We start from the raw sequence: 19,638 nt of genomic DNA, 5'->3' as shown, positions 1-19,638 counted from the left end.
TGTGCGTTGCTATTTAGTACTTTGTGATAATGGAGAATAGCCCATTGTAGTAGCTGCGGTTGAACAATGAGAGATCCACGTCGTCCACTACACCATCCATGTTGAGATCCGCCGGTATGTACTGGTTCATTACTCCCTGATGGAACAAGGTGGTCATCGAGGCGTTATCGGCGTCATCAAGTGTCTCGTCGCCTGTCAAGTCGCCGGCACTCATGCACCAGATACCATTTACCTCTGTCATCTGGAATGGCGCTGAGCCGTCGTTGTAGCATTGCTGCAAGCTCGTCGTGAAATCATAATCCACCGGGCCAGTTTTAAAATCGTCGATCACTTTGCTCATGATAGCGACGTGGTTTCTATGCCTAACCACAATGTGGACCGGCTCAAATGCGGGTTTGAAGTAGGGAGGAACCAGACTTGCTCCATCATATCTTTCAAGCGTACCGTCGGTCTTTAGCATAAAGCTTTTTGCTTCCAGAATGTTAGACGGGTCGACGGCGCTTCGGATTTCCACTTTTACCCAGTCGGTGATGTCGGTAACCAGCGCAGAAGGCGCGTCACACCCCAGGTTGTAAGGGTCAGTCGTTGGCAGCAAACCCGCTGTTCTGAGGTTATTGTGCATATCGGTACCAGGCCCCATTGCCCCCTGAAGTTTTACCTTGATGTTGGTATATACTTTACATTCTTGCAGAATCACCTTCACGAATGAGGTGGATTCGTCCGTATTGAAGCAATTGTTAACCTCATCATAAACAAATACATAATAGTCCCCATCCGTTGCAATGCTAGTCACATTGGTGAGCGGCAGACCGCTATGGTTCTTGTTATTATACCAAACATATTTCAAGCCGGGAGGAAAATTGGGTAACAGGCCCTCGAGACGAGAGGTAAGATTCACCGTTGTCTCCGGGCAGAGGTTTGTTGCCGGATTCGGTTTCAAAGCAACCTGATTTGTTCCCGCATTGCAAACCGGGGCACATGGTGCATTAATGGTAACGTCGACATAAGATTCGGAAACTCCCGTGTTGTAGCAACCCACGTTGATGACATCATGTAAAAAAGCATAATACCGTTTCGAAGAACTGATCGCAGAAGCTTCGGCCACGGTCAGGGCAGTTCCCCAATGGTAAGGGTTGTCAAACCAAACCACCTCAGAGCCAGCGGGAACAGCGCCGGTTTGCACGGTGGAGTACAAATCTACCGTGGTAGCGGGGCAAAGATTGCTTTTGCTATCAGTTTTTAGGTCGACTTGTTCGGAACCGGTAACAGCGCAAGGTGTACAATCCACAATGACTACCTGCACCTCAGCTTTGGAGTCGTCAGTGTTGAAACAGCCGGTTATTTCGTTGAAATAAAATGCGTAGTACTTGCCGGTGGTATTTGCATTGGAAAGCATAATAGTCCCAGGCGCGTGATTTTTAGTGCTGTAAAATACGATGTCAAATCCGGGAGGCGGCGTTACGCTGTAACTGGTATGGAGATTAACCGTCTTTGAAGGACATTGATTGATCAAAACAGTCTGATCAAGGGGCACCTGGTTCCCATTCATTCCTGTCACAGTAACTTCAGCAGTAGAAACATCCGTGTTATAGCACTTTGCGACATCATCATAAATGAATGCATAATATTTACCAGCGGCAACAGCATTTGGCGTAAATACCACTGTACCGGGCGCACGGTCGTTGGTAGTGAACCACACAACCATTGCTCCGTCGGGAATTGTATTGTTAGGGCTAAGCAGGCTATTAAGATTGACCGTCTGTCCACAATCTATATTGCTAAAACTGTTGGAAATCAATTTAACCTGATCTATACCAGCCTGGCAGCACGGGGTATTAATTGTAACTGTGACAGAGTCTTCCGCAATTTCCTTGTAATAACAGGCTGTACTGAAATTGTATAAGAAGGCATAATACTTGTCACTCGTTGAAACGACGGTACTCAATAGCGCCTGAGTAGATCGATCCTTTGTGGTAAACCACCGCACTATATGTCCTGATGGCAACGGCCCGTTTACCTGATCTGCCAGATTTACTGTTGTCTCAGGACATAAATTGGCCGCTGTTTCACTTTTGAGGGATATTTCACCCAAATTTTTCACCTCTACCTTAGAATTGGATTGTTGCACATTGAAGCATTCGTAAACAGGATCATACCGAAACAGGTAGTAAGTTCCTACTGGTACGGCGGTGGGGTCTGTGACCTTGTTTGCTTCTGTGTGAAGTGCGCTTGTATACCACACGTTGTTGATTCCTGCCGGGGCATTCGAGGCGATGGTCGTCAGGTCAAAAGTGTTGTTTGGACAGCTGATACCAACATTTGTTTGCGCAACTGGAGCGTCTGCGGAACCTGCATTACAGATAAATGGATAATCATCAATATCGAAATTGACAAAACCAATCGCTCCGGGATCCATTTCACCTGCTGAAAGTCTAAATACCAAAGTTTCCTCTGGCGCAACAAAAGTCAATGTTTTGGAAATCCAAAAGTTTCGCACAATATCGAAAATGGTCTCCTGTTCAATAACTAGAAACGGGAATTGTCCGCTGGTTGAAATTCGTAACTTCGCTGACTTGCCGAAATTTGTGGAGGCTAGTGCTGACGATAATACAGAATAGGTAAAGGTATAAGACTTGCCAGGTTTAAATCCACTGACAACAGTCTCGATTTCTTCTTGATCATTCCCTTGTGCATTATTAAAACTTTGTAACGTCACAAAGTTATGATGGTAGTTGCCCAGTTGTTGCGAAAATTTCGAAGGCGGAGGTGGTACATCCTGTCCATTGTAAGGTCGCCAACTATCAATAGTTCCATAATAGTTGGGACTGGATATAGCTGGGTGGAAGTTGTTATCAAGCTTAGTGTATCCCGGAGGAACGCAGTTGTTGCACACAGTATAAGCCGTTGGAGGAAATTTAGGTTGAGCGTGTGCCAAAAGGCTCGCCGCGAGCAAAATCGCAAAGCAGAATAGGAGTTTTTTGATAGAATGTGTGTTCATAGAAATTGACGTTTTGTTAAAATTGCTGGCCTTATCGAACGAGGGTATCAAACAATCTTAATACACCCATAAAGGAGGAGGCAAACAGTGTGATACGAAAAAAACTTGATTTAGCAGCGGAGGCTGTATGTCCGAATATGGAGCGGCGGCAGGCGCTTCCCAAAATCTGATGTGCAAACACATAGGCTGAGTAAACGATCGGTAAAAAAGATCGTCCACTAGCTGAAAGGGTTAGAAAGAATGGCTGCCGGAGATGAGAAGCTTTGTGAATTCCGGCTAGGAGTAAGTTGAAAAGGAGAAGAGTTCTGCGTTTAACTTCTGGTTGCCAGCAAATCGGAGATCAGTATGCCATTAACTTTTAATCCTTCGATATTGCAGTCGGAAATCTCTACGCCGCTTAGGTCGCAATTCACTAACTTACTCTTGTGCAAATCACAATGCTTAAAAAGTAGCGGGCGCTGTTCCGCATTCGGATCATACATGGGATGGTCGGGTGGGCACATGCCTATGTTTTCGAACACCGCACCGCCGAGTTGTGCGCCTTCAATATGCAAATCGCTCAAATTGGCATCCACGATCGATATGTTGCTCATATTTACATCATTGAATGTAGAGTTGGAAAGCATTACACAATGAGCGGTGATGACGACGCATTCGCTATTCAGGGAGATTTCTTTGATCGTTTCCATAATTGCTGGTTGTTTAGGCTTAATAATCAATTTCTTATCGGGCATGCCTGTCCCGCAGGGAAAATGTAAATTTAACCTTGCCGTGTGCGGATGGAAAGGGTCAGAAGCGACGGATTTGATGTGTAATCAGGACAAAACTTCCAGAGAAGCATCACGTTTTTGACTTCGAGCAACTTTCCGGTGGACGTAGTCAGTAAATATTGGGAAACAATAAGCATCGCAGCCATTGAAATCCAGACGATTACCTGCATTCGCCAGCTCCCGTGATCTTTTCCGGACTTATATTGTAAGCTGTCAAAACGCGGTTTCAGCCAAAGCAGGATTGGAGCCAAGGGAACAATAGTTGAAAGGGGAGTCAACGGACGTTTCGCATCAGGGCCGGTAACTATCGGATAATTTACGAGGTAAATGATTGCAGATTGATGGTCGAAATCGAAGAAATTGGCGATAGGAAGAACATTTATGACTAAAAGCAAAAACGCCGTTCCTGATAACAGAAACAGCGTTTTGTGCCGAAGGCGGGACTCGAACCCGCACAGGATTGCTCCCTCACGCCCCTGAAACGTGCGTGTCTACCAGTTTCACCACTTCGGCTTGAAATTCGGTGGGCAAAGATAGCAATCTTGTTTTGGACTTTACAAGCGTTTCGACGATCGAAACGCGAAAAAGTTCGAAAATTTTAAATTTTTACACCCTCATACAGCGCCGGAATGTGGATTTTGCGGAATCCGGCCTTTTCCAGCTTCAATTTGAATGCGACCTGCGTTTCGTATTCGCCGTGGACGAGGAACACTTCCTTCACCCGCTCCGGCGTTTGGCACGAAAGAAAATCCAGCATTTCGCTGTAATCGCCGTGGCCGGAGAAGGAATCCATCGTTTCGACGCGGCACTTCACATCCAGGCGCTCCCCGAAAATGTTTACCTGCCTGTCGCCGCGCTTCAATGCGCCCGCAAGCGTGTTGGCAGAGGCATAGCCGACGAGCAGGATCGTCGAGTCCGGGTCGCCGATGTTGTTTTTAATATGATGCTTAATGCGCCCCGCTTCGGCCATTCCCGAGGCGGAAATGATGATGCAGGGCTCCTTGCGATCGTTGAGCGCAATGGATTCCTGCACGTCCGAAATGTAATTCAGGTACGGAAATGCGAACGCGTCGCCGTCTTTCTCGATGTATTCGAGGATTTCGGGATTGAAGCATTCGTCGTGTTCCTTCATGATCGCCGTCGCGCGGATCGCCAGCGGGCTGTCGATGTACACCGGGATTTGAGGAAGCTGGCCCGAGCTCGAGAGCTGGTCGAGCGCGTAAATGAGCTCCTGCGTGCGGTCGATTGCGAAGGCCGGGATGATCAGTTTACCGCGGCGGCGCACACAGGTTTCCTGCACAATGCGCAGCAAATGCGCATGCATATCAATCTCTTTTTCGTGCAGCCGGTCGCCGTAAGTCGATTCGCAAATGATGTAATCGGCCTGCGGAAATGGTTCCGGTTTGCGTAGAATGCGGTCCTCAGGTCGGCCGATGTCGCCAGTAAAAGTCACTTGTTTAAATGTGCCGCCATCAGGAATGCTCAAATGCACGGCGGCGCTGCCCAGCAAATGCGCGGCGTCGGTCAGGAATACGGAAATTTCGTTTTCTTCGCCCAAAAAGAAAGTTTGCCCGTAACGAACGGTTTTGAGAAGGCTCAACGCCTGCGCGGCGTCTTCGGCATTATAAAGCTCTTCCAGCAGCGGGCGGCCCTGTTTTTGGCGGCGCTTATTGATGCGTTCAAGGTCTTTTTCCTGGATATGGGCGCTGTCGAGCAGCATTACGCGGCAAAGGTCGGCAGTGGCGGCGGTGCAGTAAATTGGTCCTTTGAAGCCCTTGCGCACCAGGCGCGGGAGCAGCCCCGAGTGGTCGATGTGCGCGTGTGAAAGGATCACATAGTCGACATCAGCAGGTTTGAAGCCGAATTCCTGGTTGAATTCGTCGGTTTGAATGCCCTGGAAAAGCCCGCAGTCGAGCAATACTTTTGTTCCTTTTTCAGTGGTAATGAGGTGCTTGCTTCCGGTAACGGTGCGTGCGGCGCCAAAGAATTGGATCAGCATAAGGGTTAAGGAGTTAGAACGTTGTCAAACGAGGAGTCAGGCCAGGACGTAAATCGCGTCGAGGTTGCGGCCGATGCCGTCGTAATCGAGGCCGTAGCCGACTACAAACTTGTTTTCGATTTCGAAACCGACATAACGCATGTCGACCGGCGTTTTCAATGCCTCCGGCTTGTGCAACAAAGTAGCGATTTCAACGGATTTGGGCGACATTGACTTCACTTTTGCGATCAGCTGCGACATTGTCAGGCCTGTGTCGACGATGTCTTCGATGATAACCACATCGCGTCCCGCAATGTTGGCGTCCATTCCGATGATCTCCCGCACCGAGCCCGTGGAGGTGGTTTGAGAATAGGACGAAAGCCGGATGAAGTTAATCTCGCAGGCCAGCGAAACGTTTTTGACCAGCTCACTTGCGAAGAGAAACGCGCCGTTCAGCACGATGATGAAGACCGGGCAAGACTCCGCATAATCGGCATTGATACCGGCGGCTAACTCAGCAATGCGTTTTTCGATCGTTTCACGCGAAATAAAAGGGACGAATGTTTTATCCAGAATGTTAATCATAATTTTGAAGTGCGAATCAGGCTCCGGAAAAGCGGCAACGGCCGGCCGCCGGAACGTGCTAAATACTCTGAGGATCAATATTAACTCTTTTTTTAAAAACCGGGCTGCTGACAAACGCAAAATATAAATCCGGCGTTAATAGGACAGATTTACCCCTGCTATGAAAAGATCAGTTGTTAACATAATCATATTCTGCTGCTTAACTGTAATTACAAGCCATTTTGCCATCGCCCAATTGTATTCTTCCGCAGAGATAGACAAGAAGTATGCGATGGTGCTGCAAAATCCGGGCGTACAGATTGAGTCGTCCGAGGCAATCAATAAATTGTACAATTACCAGTTTTACGAGGCAGATGCAGAATTCCGGTGGCTCAAATACCGGTATCCGAAGCATCCTATGCCTCATTTTCTGATGGGCCTGGCCGAATGGTGGAAGATTGTACCGAATACCGAGAACGAGACCTACGACAAAGCATTCCTCGCACACATGGATTCGACCATCACGCTTGCGGAGGAATTGTATGATAATCAGGACAGTAAGATAGAGCCTGCATTTTTCCTTGCTGCCGCTTACGCTTTCAAAGGCAGACTTTTTGCTGAGCGTGAAAGCTGGGCGAAGGCGGCATTTGCAGGTAAAAAATCATTGAAATATTTCGAACAATGCAAAGGCAATGGTGACCTGTCGCCCGAATTGCTGTTTGGCGACGGTCTGTATAACTATTATGCGGAATGGGTGCCCAAAGAATATCCGATCCTGAAACCGATCCTGGCGCTTTTCCCGAAAGGCAACAAGAAGCTCGGCGAGCAGCAGCTGGAAAAGGTTGGGAACAATGCATTCTACACGCGTGTCGAGGCCAGATATTTCCTCTTGCAGATTTACAGCATGGAAAACGAGTACAGCAAGGCGTACGAAATGGCCAAATACATGTGGCAAACCTACCCGAACAACCCGTATTTCGAACGCTATTTCTGCCGAACGGCCTTCGTAACCGGTAAAATAGCCGAGGCCGAGCAGGCTGCGCGAAACATTATATCAAAAATTGACCAGGGAATGCCTGGTTACGAGGGAGTTAGCGGCCGTAATGCGGCTTATGTGCTGGCCTATTATAATATGAACTACCACCGCAATTACGAGGCAGCGGGAGAATACTACAAAAAAGCGATCGATTATTCCACGCAAACCAACTCGATGAATGCGGGATATTATGTTTCCTCGCTGCTCGGCTTGGGCAAAATCGCCGAGCGTAAAAAGGATTACGACGAGGCGCTGCGCTACTATAAGCTCGCCGATGATCGGGCTGATAAAAAGTCCAGCCAGGACAAGGAAGCGAAAGCGGCGATCGCGAATTTGAAAAAGATGAAACGCGAGCAGCGGAGAAAGAGATAGCAAAAGAGGTGACCGCCAAGTCACCTCTTTTGTTTTACTTCTTTAACTCGGCATAATGCTTGAAAAACAACGGGATCGTTTCAATTCCTTTATAATAATTGAACAACCCGTAACTCTCATTGGGCGAATGCAGTGCGTCGATATCCAGTCCGAAGCCCATCAGAATGCTCTTGCAGCCCAGCTCCTGTTCGAAAAGCGCCACAATAGGAATGCTGCCACCACCGCGGGTAGGGATTGGTTTCTTGCCAAAAGATTCTTCCATTGCGAGTTCCGCGGCGCGGTATTCTACTGAATCCGTTGGCGTTACATAAGGCAAGCCACCGTGATGCGGCACCACTTTCACTTTTACGGAAGCCGGTGCGATGGATTCGAAATGTTTGGTGAAAATCTCGCAGATCTCGTCGTCGTTCTGGTTCGGGACGAGGCGCATGGAGATTTTGGCATTCGCCTTCGATGGCAGCACCGTCTTCGCACCTTCGCCAATATAGCCGCCCCAGATGCCGTTCACATCCAACGTAGGGCGCACAGACGTCCTTTCTATGGTTGTATAACCCTTTTCTCCCGCCACATCGTCTATCGCCAGGTCCTTTTTATATTCTTCCAGATCAAACGGCGCGGCATTCAATGCGGCGCGCTCGGATTCGCTGAGTTCCTGTACTTTGTCGTAGAAACCCGGGATGGTAATGTGGCCGTTCTCGTCTTTCAGCGAAGCGATCATTTCGCAAAGGACATTGATCGGGTTTGCGACGCCCCCGCCGTAAACGCCCGAATGCAGGTCCCGGTTCGCGCCGGTCACTTCCACTTCCACGTAGGTCAGGCCGCGCAGGCCGGTTTCAATCGAAGGGACGTCGTTCGCGATGATGCTCGTGTCGGAGATAAGGATGGTGTTGCATTGCAGCATGTCCTTGTGTTCGCGGACAAATGTCCCTAAGTTCGACGAGCCAATTTCTTCTTCACCTTCAATCATCACCTTCACATTGCACGCGAGCGAACCCGTGGCGAGCATGATTTCGAGGGCTTTGATGTGCATGTAAAATTGCCCCTTGTCGTCGCAGGCGCCGCGCGCGTAAATGCGGTCGTTTTTGATCACTGGCTCAAATGGGGGAGAATTCCAGAGTTCGTAAGGATCGGCGGGCTGCACGTCGTAGTGGCCGTAAATGAGCACGGTAGGCAATGCGGGATCAATGATTTTTTCGCCGTAAACCACCGGGTGACCTTCGGTTTCAAAAATTTCAGCACGGTCGGCACCGGCTTCGGCAATGCGGTCGCGCACGTATTCGGCGGCTTTCAGCATATCGGGTTTAAACTTCGAATCGGCGCTTACGGACGGAATGCGAAGCAAGTCGAGCAGTTCGTTCAGAAACCGGTCGCGGTGCTTTTCGATATATTCTTGCATTGAATGGTTGTTTTTAGTCTTCACTGAATCGGCGGTCAAGTTAACAAAAAAATAACCCCCAAGGTTGTGCCTTGGGGGTTGCGATTAAAAGGGTTAGATGAATACGGTCAGCTCCGTGCTTTCTTGGCGAAGATGTTCACGCGGTTCTCGTTGCCGTTGAGCAGGCGCACAATGTTTTTCTGGTGTGTAAACACGACGAGAACGAACATTGTAAAACCAAACACGACCAGCAACGGCTCGGGATGCCCGAAAGCGCCCGTCCAAGAAAGTACCGGAAATGCCAGCGTCGCCAGGATTGAGCTCAGCGACACGTACTGTGATGCGATTAGTGTCAGAATAAATATAGTAATGCAAACGGAAGCGAGCTCGGGGTGAATGGCGAGTACCATTCCGAGCAGCGTGGCAATGCCTTTTCCGCCTTTGAAATTCACAAAAATGGGGAAAATGTGGCCGATGATGGCGATGATCCCGAAGATGATTTTATACATGAGAAGCTCGGTTTCTCCGATTTCGTTCATGTAAAAAAGCATGGAAGCGAGGCAGGTGGCCGTCCAGCCTTTCAGCACGTCGATGAGCATTACAACAGTCCCTGCGCGTTTGCCTAATACCCTGAATGTGTTGGTGGCACCCGCGTTACCGCTGCCGTGTTTCCTGACATCTATCCCAAAATACCCAATGCCGTACCAGACTGAACTTGGGATTGAACCCAGCAAATAAGCAGCAACAATCGCAACTATTAATAAGGCAACACTCATTTTGTACTATTCAAAGATAAATTTAAATTACAAAAAGTTTTTCTCAAAAATACGACACTTGAACGATTTTGCAAGCATAATGCCTGTAAAACTGTGGTTATGTATATGATTTTTCAAAAAATAGCAGAAACTATTGTAAATGCTACTAACGGCATTAGAATCCTTCGGTAGGTTCCGCTTTTTTCTTCTTTTCTTCGGCTTGGGAGGGTGCCGCCTTCTTCTTCGCAGTTTTCACGAGCTTCGCTTTCTTCAAGGCAGGCTGATAGAAGTCATCGAAGCGGTTAACAAACATATCCTTCTCTTCAGTTCCAATGCTTACCAGAGTCATGTCCTTGGATTTCACGTTTTTAGACTTCGCGACGATCTCGTCATTGAAATCCAGCATCGATGAAACGACGCCCAGCTCGCCCGCTTTGAGATCGAAATAGTACCAGACATCCGGCGAAGCTTCGAGGTACAGGCTGAACTCGTCGCCTTCCACACCGCGGCGCAGTTCGAGCACGCCGGTCATTTGCGCATTGATATTGTTGCGCCCGAAATGCGACACCCCGATCGGCCCCTGTGAGTAGTATGCATTATGCACAGGCGACCAATGCAGGTTCACGTTCGAAAGCACCATCGGCATATCCAGCAGCGGCGACGCTTCGAAAATCGGTTTGTAGCCACTGGCCGTCAGTTTCATATAGGCATCAACGCCTTTTGGGCCGATCAATGCGGAAAGTTTGCGGTTCAGCTGGTCGGCGTCGTCATCGGCGGCGCTGCTATTCGATTCTGCCAGGTTCGTTTCAACGATTTTCGCAGTCAATGTCGGCGCGATGGGCGTCAGCGCCGGCGCATTGAAAAGCAGCATGGTATTGAACCGGAATTTCGAGCTATCCACCTGCACTTCGGCGCTGCCCACGGTTTGCAGCCAGTTGGCCTGCATCAGTTTGAATGGCCCTGCGAAGGTGGCGAGGCCGGTTTTATCGTCGAATGTCAATGCATTTCCTTCGTCGATCAGGCCGTCGGCGCCCGGTGGCGGGTTCACGCGGAAAGCTTTGGCGTCCTCGTCGTAGCTCAGGTTGCCCTGTGCCTGGTAAATGTCCTCGTCACCGTCCGAATCCTTCGGCGACAAGAAGCTCATGTACATTCCTTTGGCCTCATTGTAATGCAAGCCCACGGAAAGCGGGATTTCGTGCTCGTTTTTGAGGTCTTTATTGATTTTAATGGAAACCGATTCGCCGGGAGAATCCTGGTAAACGATCCACGAGCTCTGAAAATCTTTCCGGTATTTGATCACCGGTTTCACAAAACCATCCAGTTTCAGCGACGGCTCATAGGCTACGAGATTGATGGCGCCCTTGTACTGAATGCGCGGCGAAAGGAACAGGTTTTCGGCCTCCTTAATGTCTGCCCGTGCTGTCGTGTAATATTTCACGCCAGCCGATGGATTGCCATCCTTTGCCTTTCGCTTGCCTTCCTCGCCCGCGCCTACTTCCACGAGTTCGAAATTCTGCATTTTGATGTTAAAAGTGTCTTTCCGCGCTGTAATGTACTGGTAAGTAGCCGAGCCTTCGAAATGGTTGCGGGAATCGATGCGGATATCGGCGTCGCGCAGGTGGTGTGATACGTTCAGCGTGTCTATTTCAATGCGCGCTTTTTTCAGGGGAACGATTTTGCCCTTGCTGTCTACGGCAACCATGCCGCCGTTGGGGATGATTTTCACGTCGGCGGTCTGAATGTAAGGCACGCCCTTGATGTTCAGCGTCACTTTTTCAATGTCGTAAATCGCTTCCGAGCCGTTAAACGTCAGCCCTTCCTGGTCGGGGTCGGTGGAGGTGTAGGACGATGTTTCGCCCAGGCCTTTCATGAGGATCGTCTTCTTCGTCATGTCCCATTTGGCGCTTCCGATGAGCGTCTGGTAGGAGGCTGTCGGGATTTGCATACCCGAAGAATCACTCCCAAAGCCCGATTCGTCGGTCACGAAATTGGCAATGCCGGTTTTGAAGTTGAAATCGATATTGACATTGTTGCCGGTCAGCAGCTTCTTGGTAGACTTCGCATCGCCGCTATTAATGGCGAATTCCGACTTATTAGCCAAAAATCCATCCTTATTGAATTTGATTTCCGGTGAAGTGAGCTCAGAATCAGCACGTTTCAGCTTGCCGTTTCCGTACAATCCCGTCGAGCGCAGGAGCAGGCCCCCTTCGAGGTTTGTAGTGCCCTGGTGGAATGCGAATGATTTACCGGTGGTGTTGATCAGCATGCTGTCGGAATTGGGATACCATTTCAATGCATAGTCTTTCAAAGCCACCGCCGGGAAGTAGCCTTTGCCGATGGTCGCTTCCTTAATGCTCGCTGTTTCTCCGGTTGCCATTAATGAGTCAGCGGTTAGCAGCACATTTTTAGCGGGCATTGTGGCTGAGAGGTATTTTAAGATGGCTTTGGAATGCAAACCGCTGTTGTCCATTGTGAGCGTGTCGGTAAATTTCGCCAATGCTTTGCCTTCGTACAGTTTCATGTCGGTAACCGGTGGCTTGTAGTCGAAACCGAGCGAGTTATCGGGCATGCTTTTCAAAATCGTCTGAATTGGCGGGATGATGCCGTTGGAATTAAATGTACCCTCGAAAATCACATCACGCTGGTCGAGGCCGTCCATATCGATTTTGGGAATCTTGAAAAACACTTCCCGCGGGTAAAGCACCGTCCCGCGTTCGGGCTGGTCGAAATAGACGATCATGCCGTCCGGGACGACGAGCCGGGGGGATTTTTTAATGCCTTTCTGGATACCCGACTTGTTTTTAGGGTCGCTGAGGTAAAACGTACCTCCCTTTTCGTATTTCACGTGCCCGCCTACTTCACCTTTCTGGCCTTTGGCAAATTTGTCGCGGGGCGTGAAAGTAATGGAGTCAGATGGTGCGACGTTTACGAAAAACTGGTTGTAATCAAACTTGATATTCTGCCCGCGGAACTGGTAGTTCGACGCCACCATTTGCCCGTTGAGCGTGAAATTGCGGTTTTTGCCGATGATGAGCTTCTTGTCGGAAGGCACGGCGTAAATTTTCAGGGAATCGCTGACGATAAACCGGGAAACGCCCAGCACGGTCAGCATCGTGTCGGGCAGGTAAATGGTCGCATTGGCTACTTCGTCGTTGGCTGCAAACTGCCCGCTGACCTGGAAATTGTCATAGTCGGCCTTATCCATGTTCGCCAGCACGTACATCACGCCTTTTTTGCTCAATGCATATTCATCCGTTTCTTTATTGTACACGAAATAGTCGTCGAGCGCGAGCCGTTGCAGCGCATTGCGGATGATAACAGGCTTTTGATTAAACTTTTTGGCAAGCTCCTCCGGCAGGAACGAGGTTTTCTTGGTGGTTTGGGCATAACTGGCAGCCATAATCAGCGGCTGAAAGCCATATTCCTTGGCAATCTCCCTGAAACGCTCCTTTTTGAAATAATCCACCGATTCGAGGCGCACGGGCACTTCGGTTTTCCCGTTAATGCGCAAAAATTCCACTTTATCGGTCGGGAAGCGCCAGCGCATGGCTTGCGACCAGATGTTCATTTTGTGGTAAGAATCCTTGTAAGGCAGCGGGCCATAGTCGGTTTTGTCCATCCTGCCCAGCATCACAAGGCCTTCGTCGTCATTGTATTTAAATGTAACTCCCGGATGCACCAGCGAATCGGCCCCCAAAGGCATTGAATACAATGCGAAATTGGCTGTAAAAACAGAGTCTTTCAACGCAAAACGCTTGCTGCGTACGGTAAATGCGGGTTTTTCCTGATACCGGACCTTGATCGTCGAATATTTATCATTGAGCGCCGAGCTGTACCGGTCGAGGCCGATGAGCGAATAGCCGCCCTGGTAGTCGATGTTCTTGCGCGTATCTTTCAATTTGGCATCAATATCATTCGAAACGAAGCGCGGATATTGTGCCGGCTGGCCCTTAATGCGTTTGATACCGCGGTATTCCAATGTTCCTTTGATCGGCGCGGCCAGGTAATTATCGGAATGTAGCGTGGTGTTTTCCGCCAGAAGCCTGGGCTGATTGATATTGAAAGTATAGGCGTCCAGATCCGCGTAAATAGTGGAATCCCCGGCCGTTTGCCAGGTAAACTTGCCGGTTTTGCCTACAAATACCCCATCCCGGAGCGAAACACTGCCGCTCGCAGGACCGAAAACGACGGAATCACCGCCTGCTACCATCGCAAATGTGGCATTTTCGAGGTCCAGCAACGGTCCGGCAATCACCGGCAGCGGCGCCGACTTCGCAGGCGCGATCACGTAATTCGAATCCACCGGCGTGTTCCAGCCGTCGTTGGCGGCCTCCGTTTCCTTTGTCACGGTGGAGTCGGCCTTGTCGTCGAAGCGGTATTTGAAATCGCCGCTGAGCAGATAAAGGGTGTTGTAATTGCTTCCGTAGAGCTTGTTGCTTTCCGTGATGGGCAAATTCACTTGCAGCATCTTCTGGAACGTCTTGGCGTCGTACTTTTCGCCGGCGTTTTGGACCGCATCCAGGAAGCCGTCGAGTTTTTCGGGCGACTTTTTGGCGAGAGCCTGTGTGTTGCGGATCAGCAAGGCCATCAATGCGCCTCCTTTTTGCCCTTTTGCAACCTGCGTTTTAACAATCCCGATGAATTTCGCCTGCTGCTGCGCATTGAACCCCGACATCCAGATACTGTCGAGCTGGACGGCCGGGCGGATAAACTGCGGATTTCGGCTACCGTCCATCATTTTGCGGAGCTGGGTGATAAACTGCGCGGGGTCGTCGGCGAGTTTAATGCCCTGGGCGGTTGCATTTTTCCCGATAAAAGTCAGCAGGTAGAGCAGTAATGCAAGGCGAAGTATCTTCATGGTTTGTAGCTGTTAGCTTTCAGCAATAGCTATTTTTCTATTTGATCTTTTCAAAAACAACGGTTGCCCATTGGTTGCGGGTATTCGATCTGAGCTTTTTCAAGCCGTTTTCGGCGGCGCATTTTTCAATATCGGCCTGATCGGTTTCGTAAAAACCGCTGGTAACGAGCCAGCCGCCGGGTGCGAGGTGCTGCACGTACGCCGGGATTTCCGCCAGCAGGATGTTCCGGTTGATATTGGCCAGCACTCCGCCAAACACCTTCTCCTGCGGAACGTCCTGGATTGTGCCCTGAAACACCTCGGAATCGTCGGGAAGCGCATTCATCGCAAAGTTTTCCCGGGTATTTTCCACGGCCCATTCGTCGATATCGAAGCCCAGCAGATGCGAAGCGCCCAGTTTATGTGCCAAAATCGCCAGAATTCCCGTCCCGCAGCCTACATCCATGATCGAAAGACGTTCGTGCGGCAGGCTGAGTTGCTCGTTCATGACCAGCCAGGTCGTTTCGTGATGCCCTGTGCCGAACGACATTTTGGGCTGGATCAGCAAATCGTATTTAAAAGAGGGATCGGGCTCATGAAACGTTGCCCGCACGCGCACCTGGTCACCCACCTCGATCGGCTCGTAGCTTTTTTCCCACTCCTCGTTCCAGTTTCTTCTCTCTAACGATTTCCATGTTGCGGCTATTGTCGTTAAATCCAGGTATTTGGCCGTTAAATCATGGATAGCCTGTTCATCAAAATCGCCCTCCTGAATGTAGGCGAGCAATCCCTCGTCCGTCTCTACAAACGACTCAAACCCCGCCTCGCCCAGCTCCGCCATCAATATCTCCGAAAACTCGGGGTCCACTTTCAAATCCAGTTCGATGTAATTCATTGTAATAGTTATTGGTAAAAATCGTGTGGTGAAGGTGTTGAAAATTTTCAGGAATGCAAGCGGATGGGTTGCAAGGATTGTTTTAAGCACCCATTTACCCATTAGGATTTCAAAATTAATACCGGTATTTTTAAATCGTACTTTAAAATAACGGGCTTAATCTCTAATTATGTTTTCGCGAACGATTGAAAAGGAGCTCACAGAGCTGGTAAGCGATACGCCGGCAGTAGCATTACTGGGGCCAAGGCAGGTAGGGAAAACAACGCTCGTCAAGCAATTGACCGCCCAGTTTCCGAACCCAAGCATTTACCTCGACCTTGAATCGGACACGGACCTCAACAGACTCCGCGATGCTGAATTGTATCTTGGAGAAAGAAAGGATTCTACCATCATCATCGACGAAATCCAGCGCATGCCCTCGCTTTTCCCTCTTCTAAGATCCTTAATTGATAAAAAACGAATTCCCGGTCGATTTGTATTGCTTGGTTCGGCCTCGCCGGATCTGCTCAAAAATAGCTCGGAGACGTTGGCAGGGCGTATATCTTACCTGGAACTGCACCCGTTAACGCTCGAAGAAGTGAAAAATCAGATTGTGTACCGTCAACATTGGCTACGTGGCGGCTTCCCGGATGTTCTGCAAGCAACGTCCGACAATTCTGCTTTCCGGAAAATGGGGGATTTTATCAGTACTTATCTCGAAAGGGATCTGCCATTGCTGGGCATTCCTGCCAATCCACGCGACATGCGGCTGCTTATGAACATGCTCGTAAGTGTGCATGGAAGCCTGCTGAATGTATCGCAACTGGCCAATTCGCTTAAAATCAGTGTTCCAACGGTTCAAAACTACCTGGGTTACCTGGAAAACGCGTTCCTGATCCGAAGGCTCCAACCATGGTTTGTGAACATCAGCAAGAGGTTGGTCAAAACTCCGAAACTCTACATTCGTGATAGCGGAATGCTCCATTCACTGGCCGGAATTACGGATTCCGAAGAACTGGCCGGGAATATTCTGCTTGGCAACTCATGGGAGGGTTATGTTATCCAGCAAGTGATCGCTGGCCTGCCTTACAATATTCAGCCCTATTTCTACCGCACGCAGGACGGCGCAGAGCTGGACTTGGTGCTAGTGAAAGGGAACAATGTAAAGGTTGCAATTGAAATCAAATATACCAATAGCCCGGTACTGAGCAGAGGGAATACATTAGCCCAGGAAGACCTCGGCAATCCGCCATTGCTAGTAGTGACGCCCTCTGCCGAGGATTACAACATGCGGGAAAACGTGGTGGTATGTAGCATCGGGACGCTAGCAGGGCATTTGGAGAGGCTGGTGAAATGAAATGATTCGTGTTATGATAAACGGTTCAGATACATAGTCCTATAAATGGCTGTCTGATGAAAATCAAGAGGTCAGCGGATACTTTTAGTTGTTTAAATTGTACTCAGGTGCTCATCTGGGCACTCACTTCGCCTTCAAGATTATCGACAAGTACACTAAACCTGCTCTCAACGGACGCAATATTTATTTCCCATGTAAGCCTTCTGGAAATCGCTATCAAGCAAAAGATCGGCAAGCTCCCTGAACTGCCGATTTCGATTAATGAATTAGAGAAAGTGATTCTTGCAGATGGTTTTGGGTTAATACCAATTTCAGCAGCACATATTGATGCCTACAAGCCATTCCTTTGGATGAAGCACACCGCGATCCGTTCGATAGACTTATTCTGGCAACTGCATTTTCGGAAAGAATGTCTATCGTTTCCGCAGATCGGAACTTCAAGATTTATAATGATATAGTTTCCATCCTGGAAGCGTAAATTTTAAGCGAAAAGCTTGGTGAATTCACATTTACCAGGCTTTTCGCTTTTATAAAGGCCCCCAAGTTTTTATCAAGGTTTCCTCCGCTTCGCAGCCAAATCGTGCGCCGTATCGTAGTAAGACCGCAAATTCATCCAGTCGAAAACATCCGAGATATTCTCGACGCGGTTGCGCTGCATGATGCGGTCGCGGCGTTGCATGCGGACGAATTTGAAGAGGATGTCGGCGAGCTGGTCAGCGGCTTGCGAGAAATTCTGGGATTTGCGGTTGATCACGTAAATGCCCCGGTTTTCGTAGTCACGCATGATTTGCATGATGTAATCGCCGAAGCCGGAGAGGTCGCTGGTGACCGTTGGCACGCCGCGGACGACGCATTCCAACGGCGTGTAACCCCAGGGTTCGTAGTAGCTCGGGAAAACGCCCAGATGGCAGCCGCGTACAAATTGACCGTAATCCAGACCGAACAATGGGTTCGTAGATGCGATGAAATCCGGGTGATAAACGATCTTCACGCGGTCGCGCTCGTTGTTGACGAGGTTGGCGCGCTTGCAGAAATCGGTAATGCCGTCCTCCTGCTTCAAATCGTGGGTCACGAATGCCGGCAACTTGTCGGTTTTCCAGCTTTGGATCGTCCGGCGGAGGCGCAGGCGCCAATATTCGTCGACAAATTCGTTTAGATCGGGCATTTTATGGTCGGTGCCGGATGCCGTCGCGAGGAAGAGCTTTTCGCCCACTTCCTTTTCAATGGCCGTACACGTTTCCTGCAACTCATTTAGCACCGCGCGGGATTGCAGCACATCAGGGTTCACCGACGTGTATGGCTGCTTGGTGACGATGAACATCACTACCGTCATGTCCATATTGGCCTGTACCATTTTCCAGTTCAGGCGCGCCAGGGCTTCCAGCGTGAGGTCGTAACCTTTATTGGAATACTCATAGCGGCCAGAGGTGAAAAAGTACAGCGTTTTGTCGAGGTCGAAAGAGTAGCTGGGAAAGAAATGCCCCATTACGAACTCGTGAATGCGCTCTTTGTGCTTCAAATGCAGGTTCTGGAACTCGTGGACCGCCTGGAAACGCACCACGTTGAGGCCATTGGGCGTGACGAGGTCGGGCATGCGGCCGAGGAACACCTCGCATTCGCGGGCAGTCACGTCGCTCACCGTGGTGAGTACATGTGCGCTCAGCGCGGCCTGGCGCTCGATCGAGCATTGGGCCACGATGCCATAGTTTTTGGCCTCCTGTTCCCAGTCGAAGAACGGCAGTTTGTTATAAAAACCTGAGACATTCTGCGCCAGGTAGCGGCCCAGCATGGTAGCGTGCGTGGTAAACGTCGTGGCAACTTTCACATTTTCACGTTTCAGCTCGGGCAAGCCGCTGCTGGCCATCCATTCGTGGAACTGCGCAAAAATCTCTTCCCGTTTCGCATTCTCATCCGCATATTCTTTCAGGAATATACGTACAAGTTCTCCGAAACAAAGCGTCTGATTGACAAGATGTTCGACGTTGATTGTCGGAATGCGGTTTCTTTCCCAAAGGTTGAATTTGATCACATCGAGCTGGCTCATAATGCTGTCGATATCGAACAGCACGACGCGCGGTTTGCCGGTCACGAGCCAGTAGCCGTAGTACACCGCAAAGCCCATTTCGCGCATTCGCTTGACGATCCGACCGGCCGGAGAATCGTCCAGGTCGTGAATCTGCTCAAATTCGGAAGACGCTTTCTTTTCGAAATAAGGGCCCAGCAAAAAGTAGTTTTCCTCCCACTTTTCCACCATGGCAGGCACTTTGGTCCTTATGACAGTATATATCCCTCCAACTTGATTACAAACCTCCCATGCAACTTCGAACAGGACGTTTTTCTTAGTGGTTTTGACAAATGGTTCCAATCAGGGTACAGTTTAAGCGTTACTAGGGTATTTTTAAAGGGATCCTGCTTCCGGTTCTGTCACAAAAATCCTTGCTATTACACAATAAATATGCAGAAAAATAATTCACAATTACAACACATGAATGTTTGTTAATACTGCACGAAAGCCGGTTTAAAACATCATTCCAGCGCCAAAATATAATTAACTCAAGAAAAAGGGCCAGGCGCTGAATTTCATATGCCGATCCAAATCAAACCGTTATTGCTCGAAATTAAGACGGTTGTCGGCTAACTTTGTTCCAAATTACGTTACTTTGGTTGGATTAACATTTTGCATTGGTCAGATAGTGAAAAAAATTAAAATTGTTGCGCTTTC

The 19,638-nt window shown here is 49.3% G+C and carries 13 protein-coding genes and 1 tRNA gene; 3 read left to right on the top strand and 11 right to left on the bottom strand.

Going from position 1 to position 19,638, the window contains the following annotated elements; translation table 11 throughout:
* Window positions 1-13: 13 nt before the first annotated feature.
* From DFER_RS18600 to hpt, 6 genes are all read right to left on the bottom strand, one after another.
* The gene (locus DFER_RS18600; RefSeq protein WP_041735282.1) at window positions 14-2,998 is read right to left on the bottom strand and encodes a hypothetical protein; all 2,985 of its coding nucleotides are present in this window, start codon (window positions 2,996-2,998) and stop codon (window positions 14-16) included.
* 311 nt (window positions 2,999-3,309) lie between these two features.
* On the bottom strand, window positions 3,310-3,687 hold the full coding sequence (locus tag DFER_RS18595) for a pentapeptide repeat-containing protein (RefSeq protein WP_229206043.1): 378 nt from the start codon (window positions 3,685-3,687) through the stop codon (window positions 3,310-3,312).
* A gap of 71 nt (window positions 3,688-3,758) precedes the next feature.
* Window positions 3,759-4,163 (bottom strand): hypothetical protein, encoded by a 405-nt coding sequence (locus DFER_RS18590; RefSeq protein ID WP_041735280.1) that lies wholly within the window; start codon window positions 4,161-4,163, stop codon window positions 3,759-3,761.
* A gap of 34 nt (window positions 4,164-4,197) precedes the next feature.
* Window positions 4,198-4,281: transfer RNA gene (locus tag DFER_RS18585), tRNA-Leu, on the bottom strand.
* Window positions 4,282-4,366: 85 nt separating this feature from the next.
* Entirely contained in the window at window positions 4,367-5,767 is a 1,401-nt protein-coding gene (locus tag DFER_RS18580; protein ID WP_015813192.1) for an MBL fold metallo-hydrolase RNA specificity domain-containing protein, read from the bottom strand.
* A 36-nt stretch (window positions 5,768-5,803) separates the two neighbouring features.
* Window positions 5,804-6,331 (bottom strand): hypoxanthine phosphoribosyltransferase, encoded by a 528-nt coding sequence (gene hpt, locus DFER_RS18575; protein ID WP_015813191.1) that lies wholly within the window; start codon window positions 6,329-6,331, stop codon window positions 5,804-5,806.
* A 235-nt stretch (window positions 6,332-6,566) separates the two neighbouring features.
* Here hpt and DFER_RS18570 point away from each other — a divergent pair, with 235 nt between their 5' ends.
* On the top strand, window positions 6,567-7,718 hold the full coding sequence (locus DFER_RS18570; RefSeq protein ID WP_143828764.1) for a tetratricopeptide repeat protein: 1,152 nt from the start codon (window positions 6,567-6,569) through the stop codon (window positions 7,716-7,718).
* 34 nt (window positions 7,719-7,752) lie between these two features.
* On the opposite strand, the gene DFER_RS18565 is transcribed toward DFER_RS18570, so the two are convergent.
* The 4 genes from DFER_RS18565 to prmA all read right to left on the bottom strand — a co-directional run bounded on the left by DFER_RS18565 (window position 7,753) and on the right by prmA (window position 15,580).
* A complete protein-coding gene (locus DFER_RS18565; protein WP_015813189.1) occupies window positions 7,753-9,114 on the bottom strand; it encodes a dipeptidase in 1,362 nt (453 codons plus the stop codon).
* A 107-nt stretch (window positions 9,115-9,221) separates the two neighbouring features.
* Window positions 9,222-9,869 carry a glycerol-3-phosphate 1-O-acyltransferase PlsY gene (plsY, locus tag DFER_RS18560; RefSeq protein ID WP_015813188.1) on the bottom strand — a complete coding sequence of 216 codons (648 nt, stop codon included), beginning with the start codon at window positions 9,867-9,869 and terminating at the stop codon, window positions 9,222-9,224.
* Window positions 9,870-10,023: 154 nt separating this feature from the next.
* The gene (locus DFER_RS18555) at window positions 10,024-14,706 is read right to left on the bottom strand and encodes a hypothetical protein (protein WP_015813187.1); all 4,683 of its coding nucleotides are present in this window, start codon (window positions 14,704-14,706) and stop codon (window positions 10,024-10,026) included.
* Between the two features lie 37 nt (window positions 14,707-14,743).
* Window positions 14,744-15,580 (bottom strand): 50S ribosomal protein L11 methyltransferase, encoded by an 837-nt coding sequence (gene prmA / locus DFER_RS18550; protein WP_041736516.1) that lies wholly within the window; start codon window positions 15,578-15,580, stop codon window positions 14,744-14,746.
* A 169-nt stretch (window positions 15,581-15,749) separates the two neighbouring features.
* On the opposite strand from prmA, the gene DFER_RS18545 reads away from it, so the two are divergent.
* Both DFER_RS18545 and DFER_RS18540 read left to right on the top strand, forming a co-directional pair.
* On the top strand, window positions 15,750-16,916 hold the full coding sequence (locus DFER_RS18545; RefSeq protein ID WP_015813185.1) for an ATP-binding protein: 1,167 nt from the start codon (window positions 15,750-15,752) through the stop codon (window positions 16,914-16,916).
* Window positions 16,917-16,972: 56 nt separating this feature from the next.
* On the top strand, window positions 16,973-17,374 hold the full coding sequence (locus DFER_RS18540) for a PIN domain-containing protein (RefSeq protein ID WP_143828763.1): 402 nt from the start codon (window positions 16,973-16,975) through the stop codon (window positions 17,372-17,374).
* A 92-nt stretch (window positions 17,375-17,466) separates the two neighbouring features.
* On the opposite strand, the gene DFER_RS18535 is transcribed toward DFER_RS18540, so the two are convergent.
* Window positions 17,467-19,281: a glycosyltransferase gene (locus DFER_RS18535; RefSeq protein WP_015813184.1), complete on the bottom strand. Its 1,815-nt coding sequence runs from the start codon at window positions 19,279-19,281 to the stop codon at window positions 17,467-17,469.
* Between the last annotated feature and the right edge of the window lie 357 nt (window positions 19,282-19,638).

The organism is Dyadobacter fermentans DSM 18053 (assembly GCF_000023125.1).
GTDB classification, from domain to species: domain Bacteria; phylum Bacteroidota; class Bacteroidia; order Cytophagales; family Spirosomataceae; genus Dyadobacter; species Dyadobacter fermentans.
The sequence above is the reverse complement of the archived record's forward strand: the minus strand, read 5'-3'. Positions and strand labels throughout refer to the sequence as shown.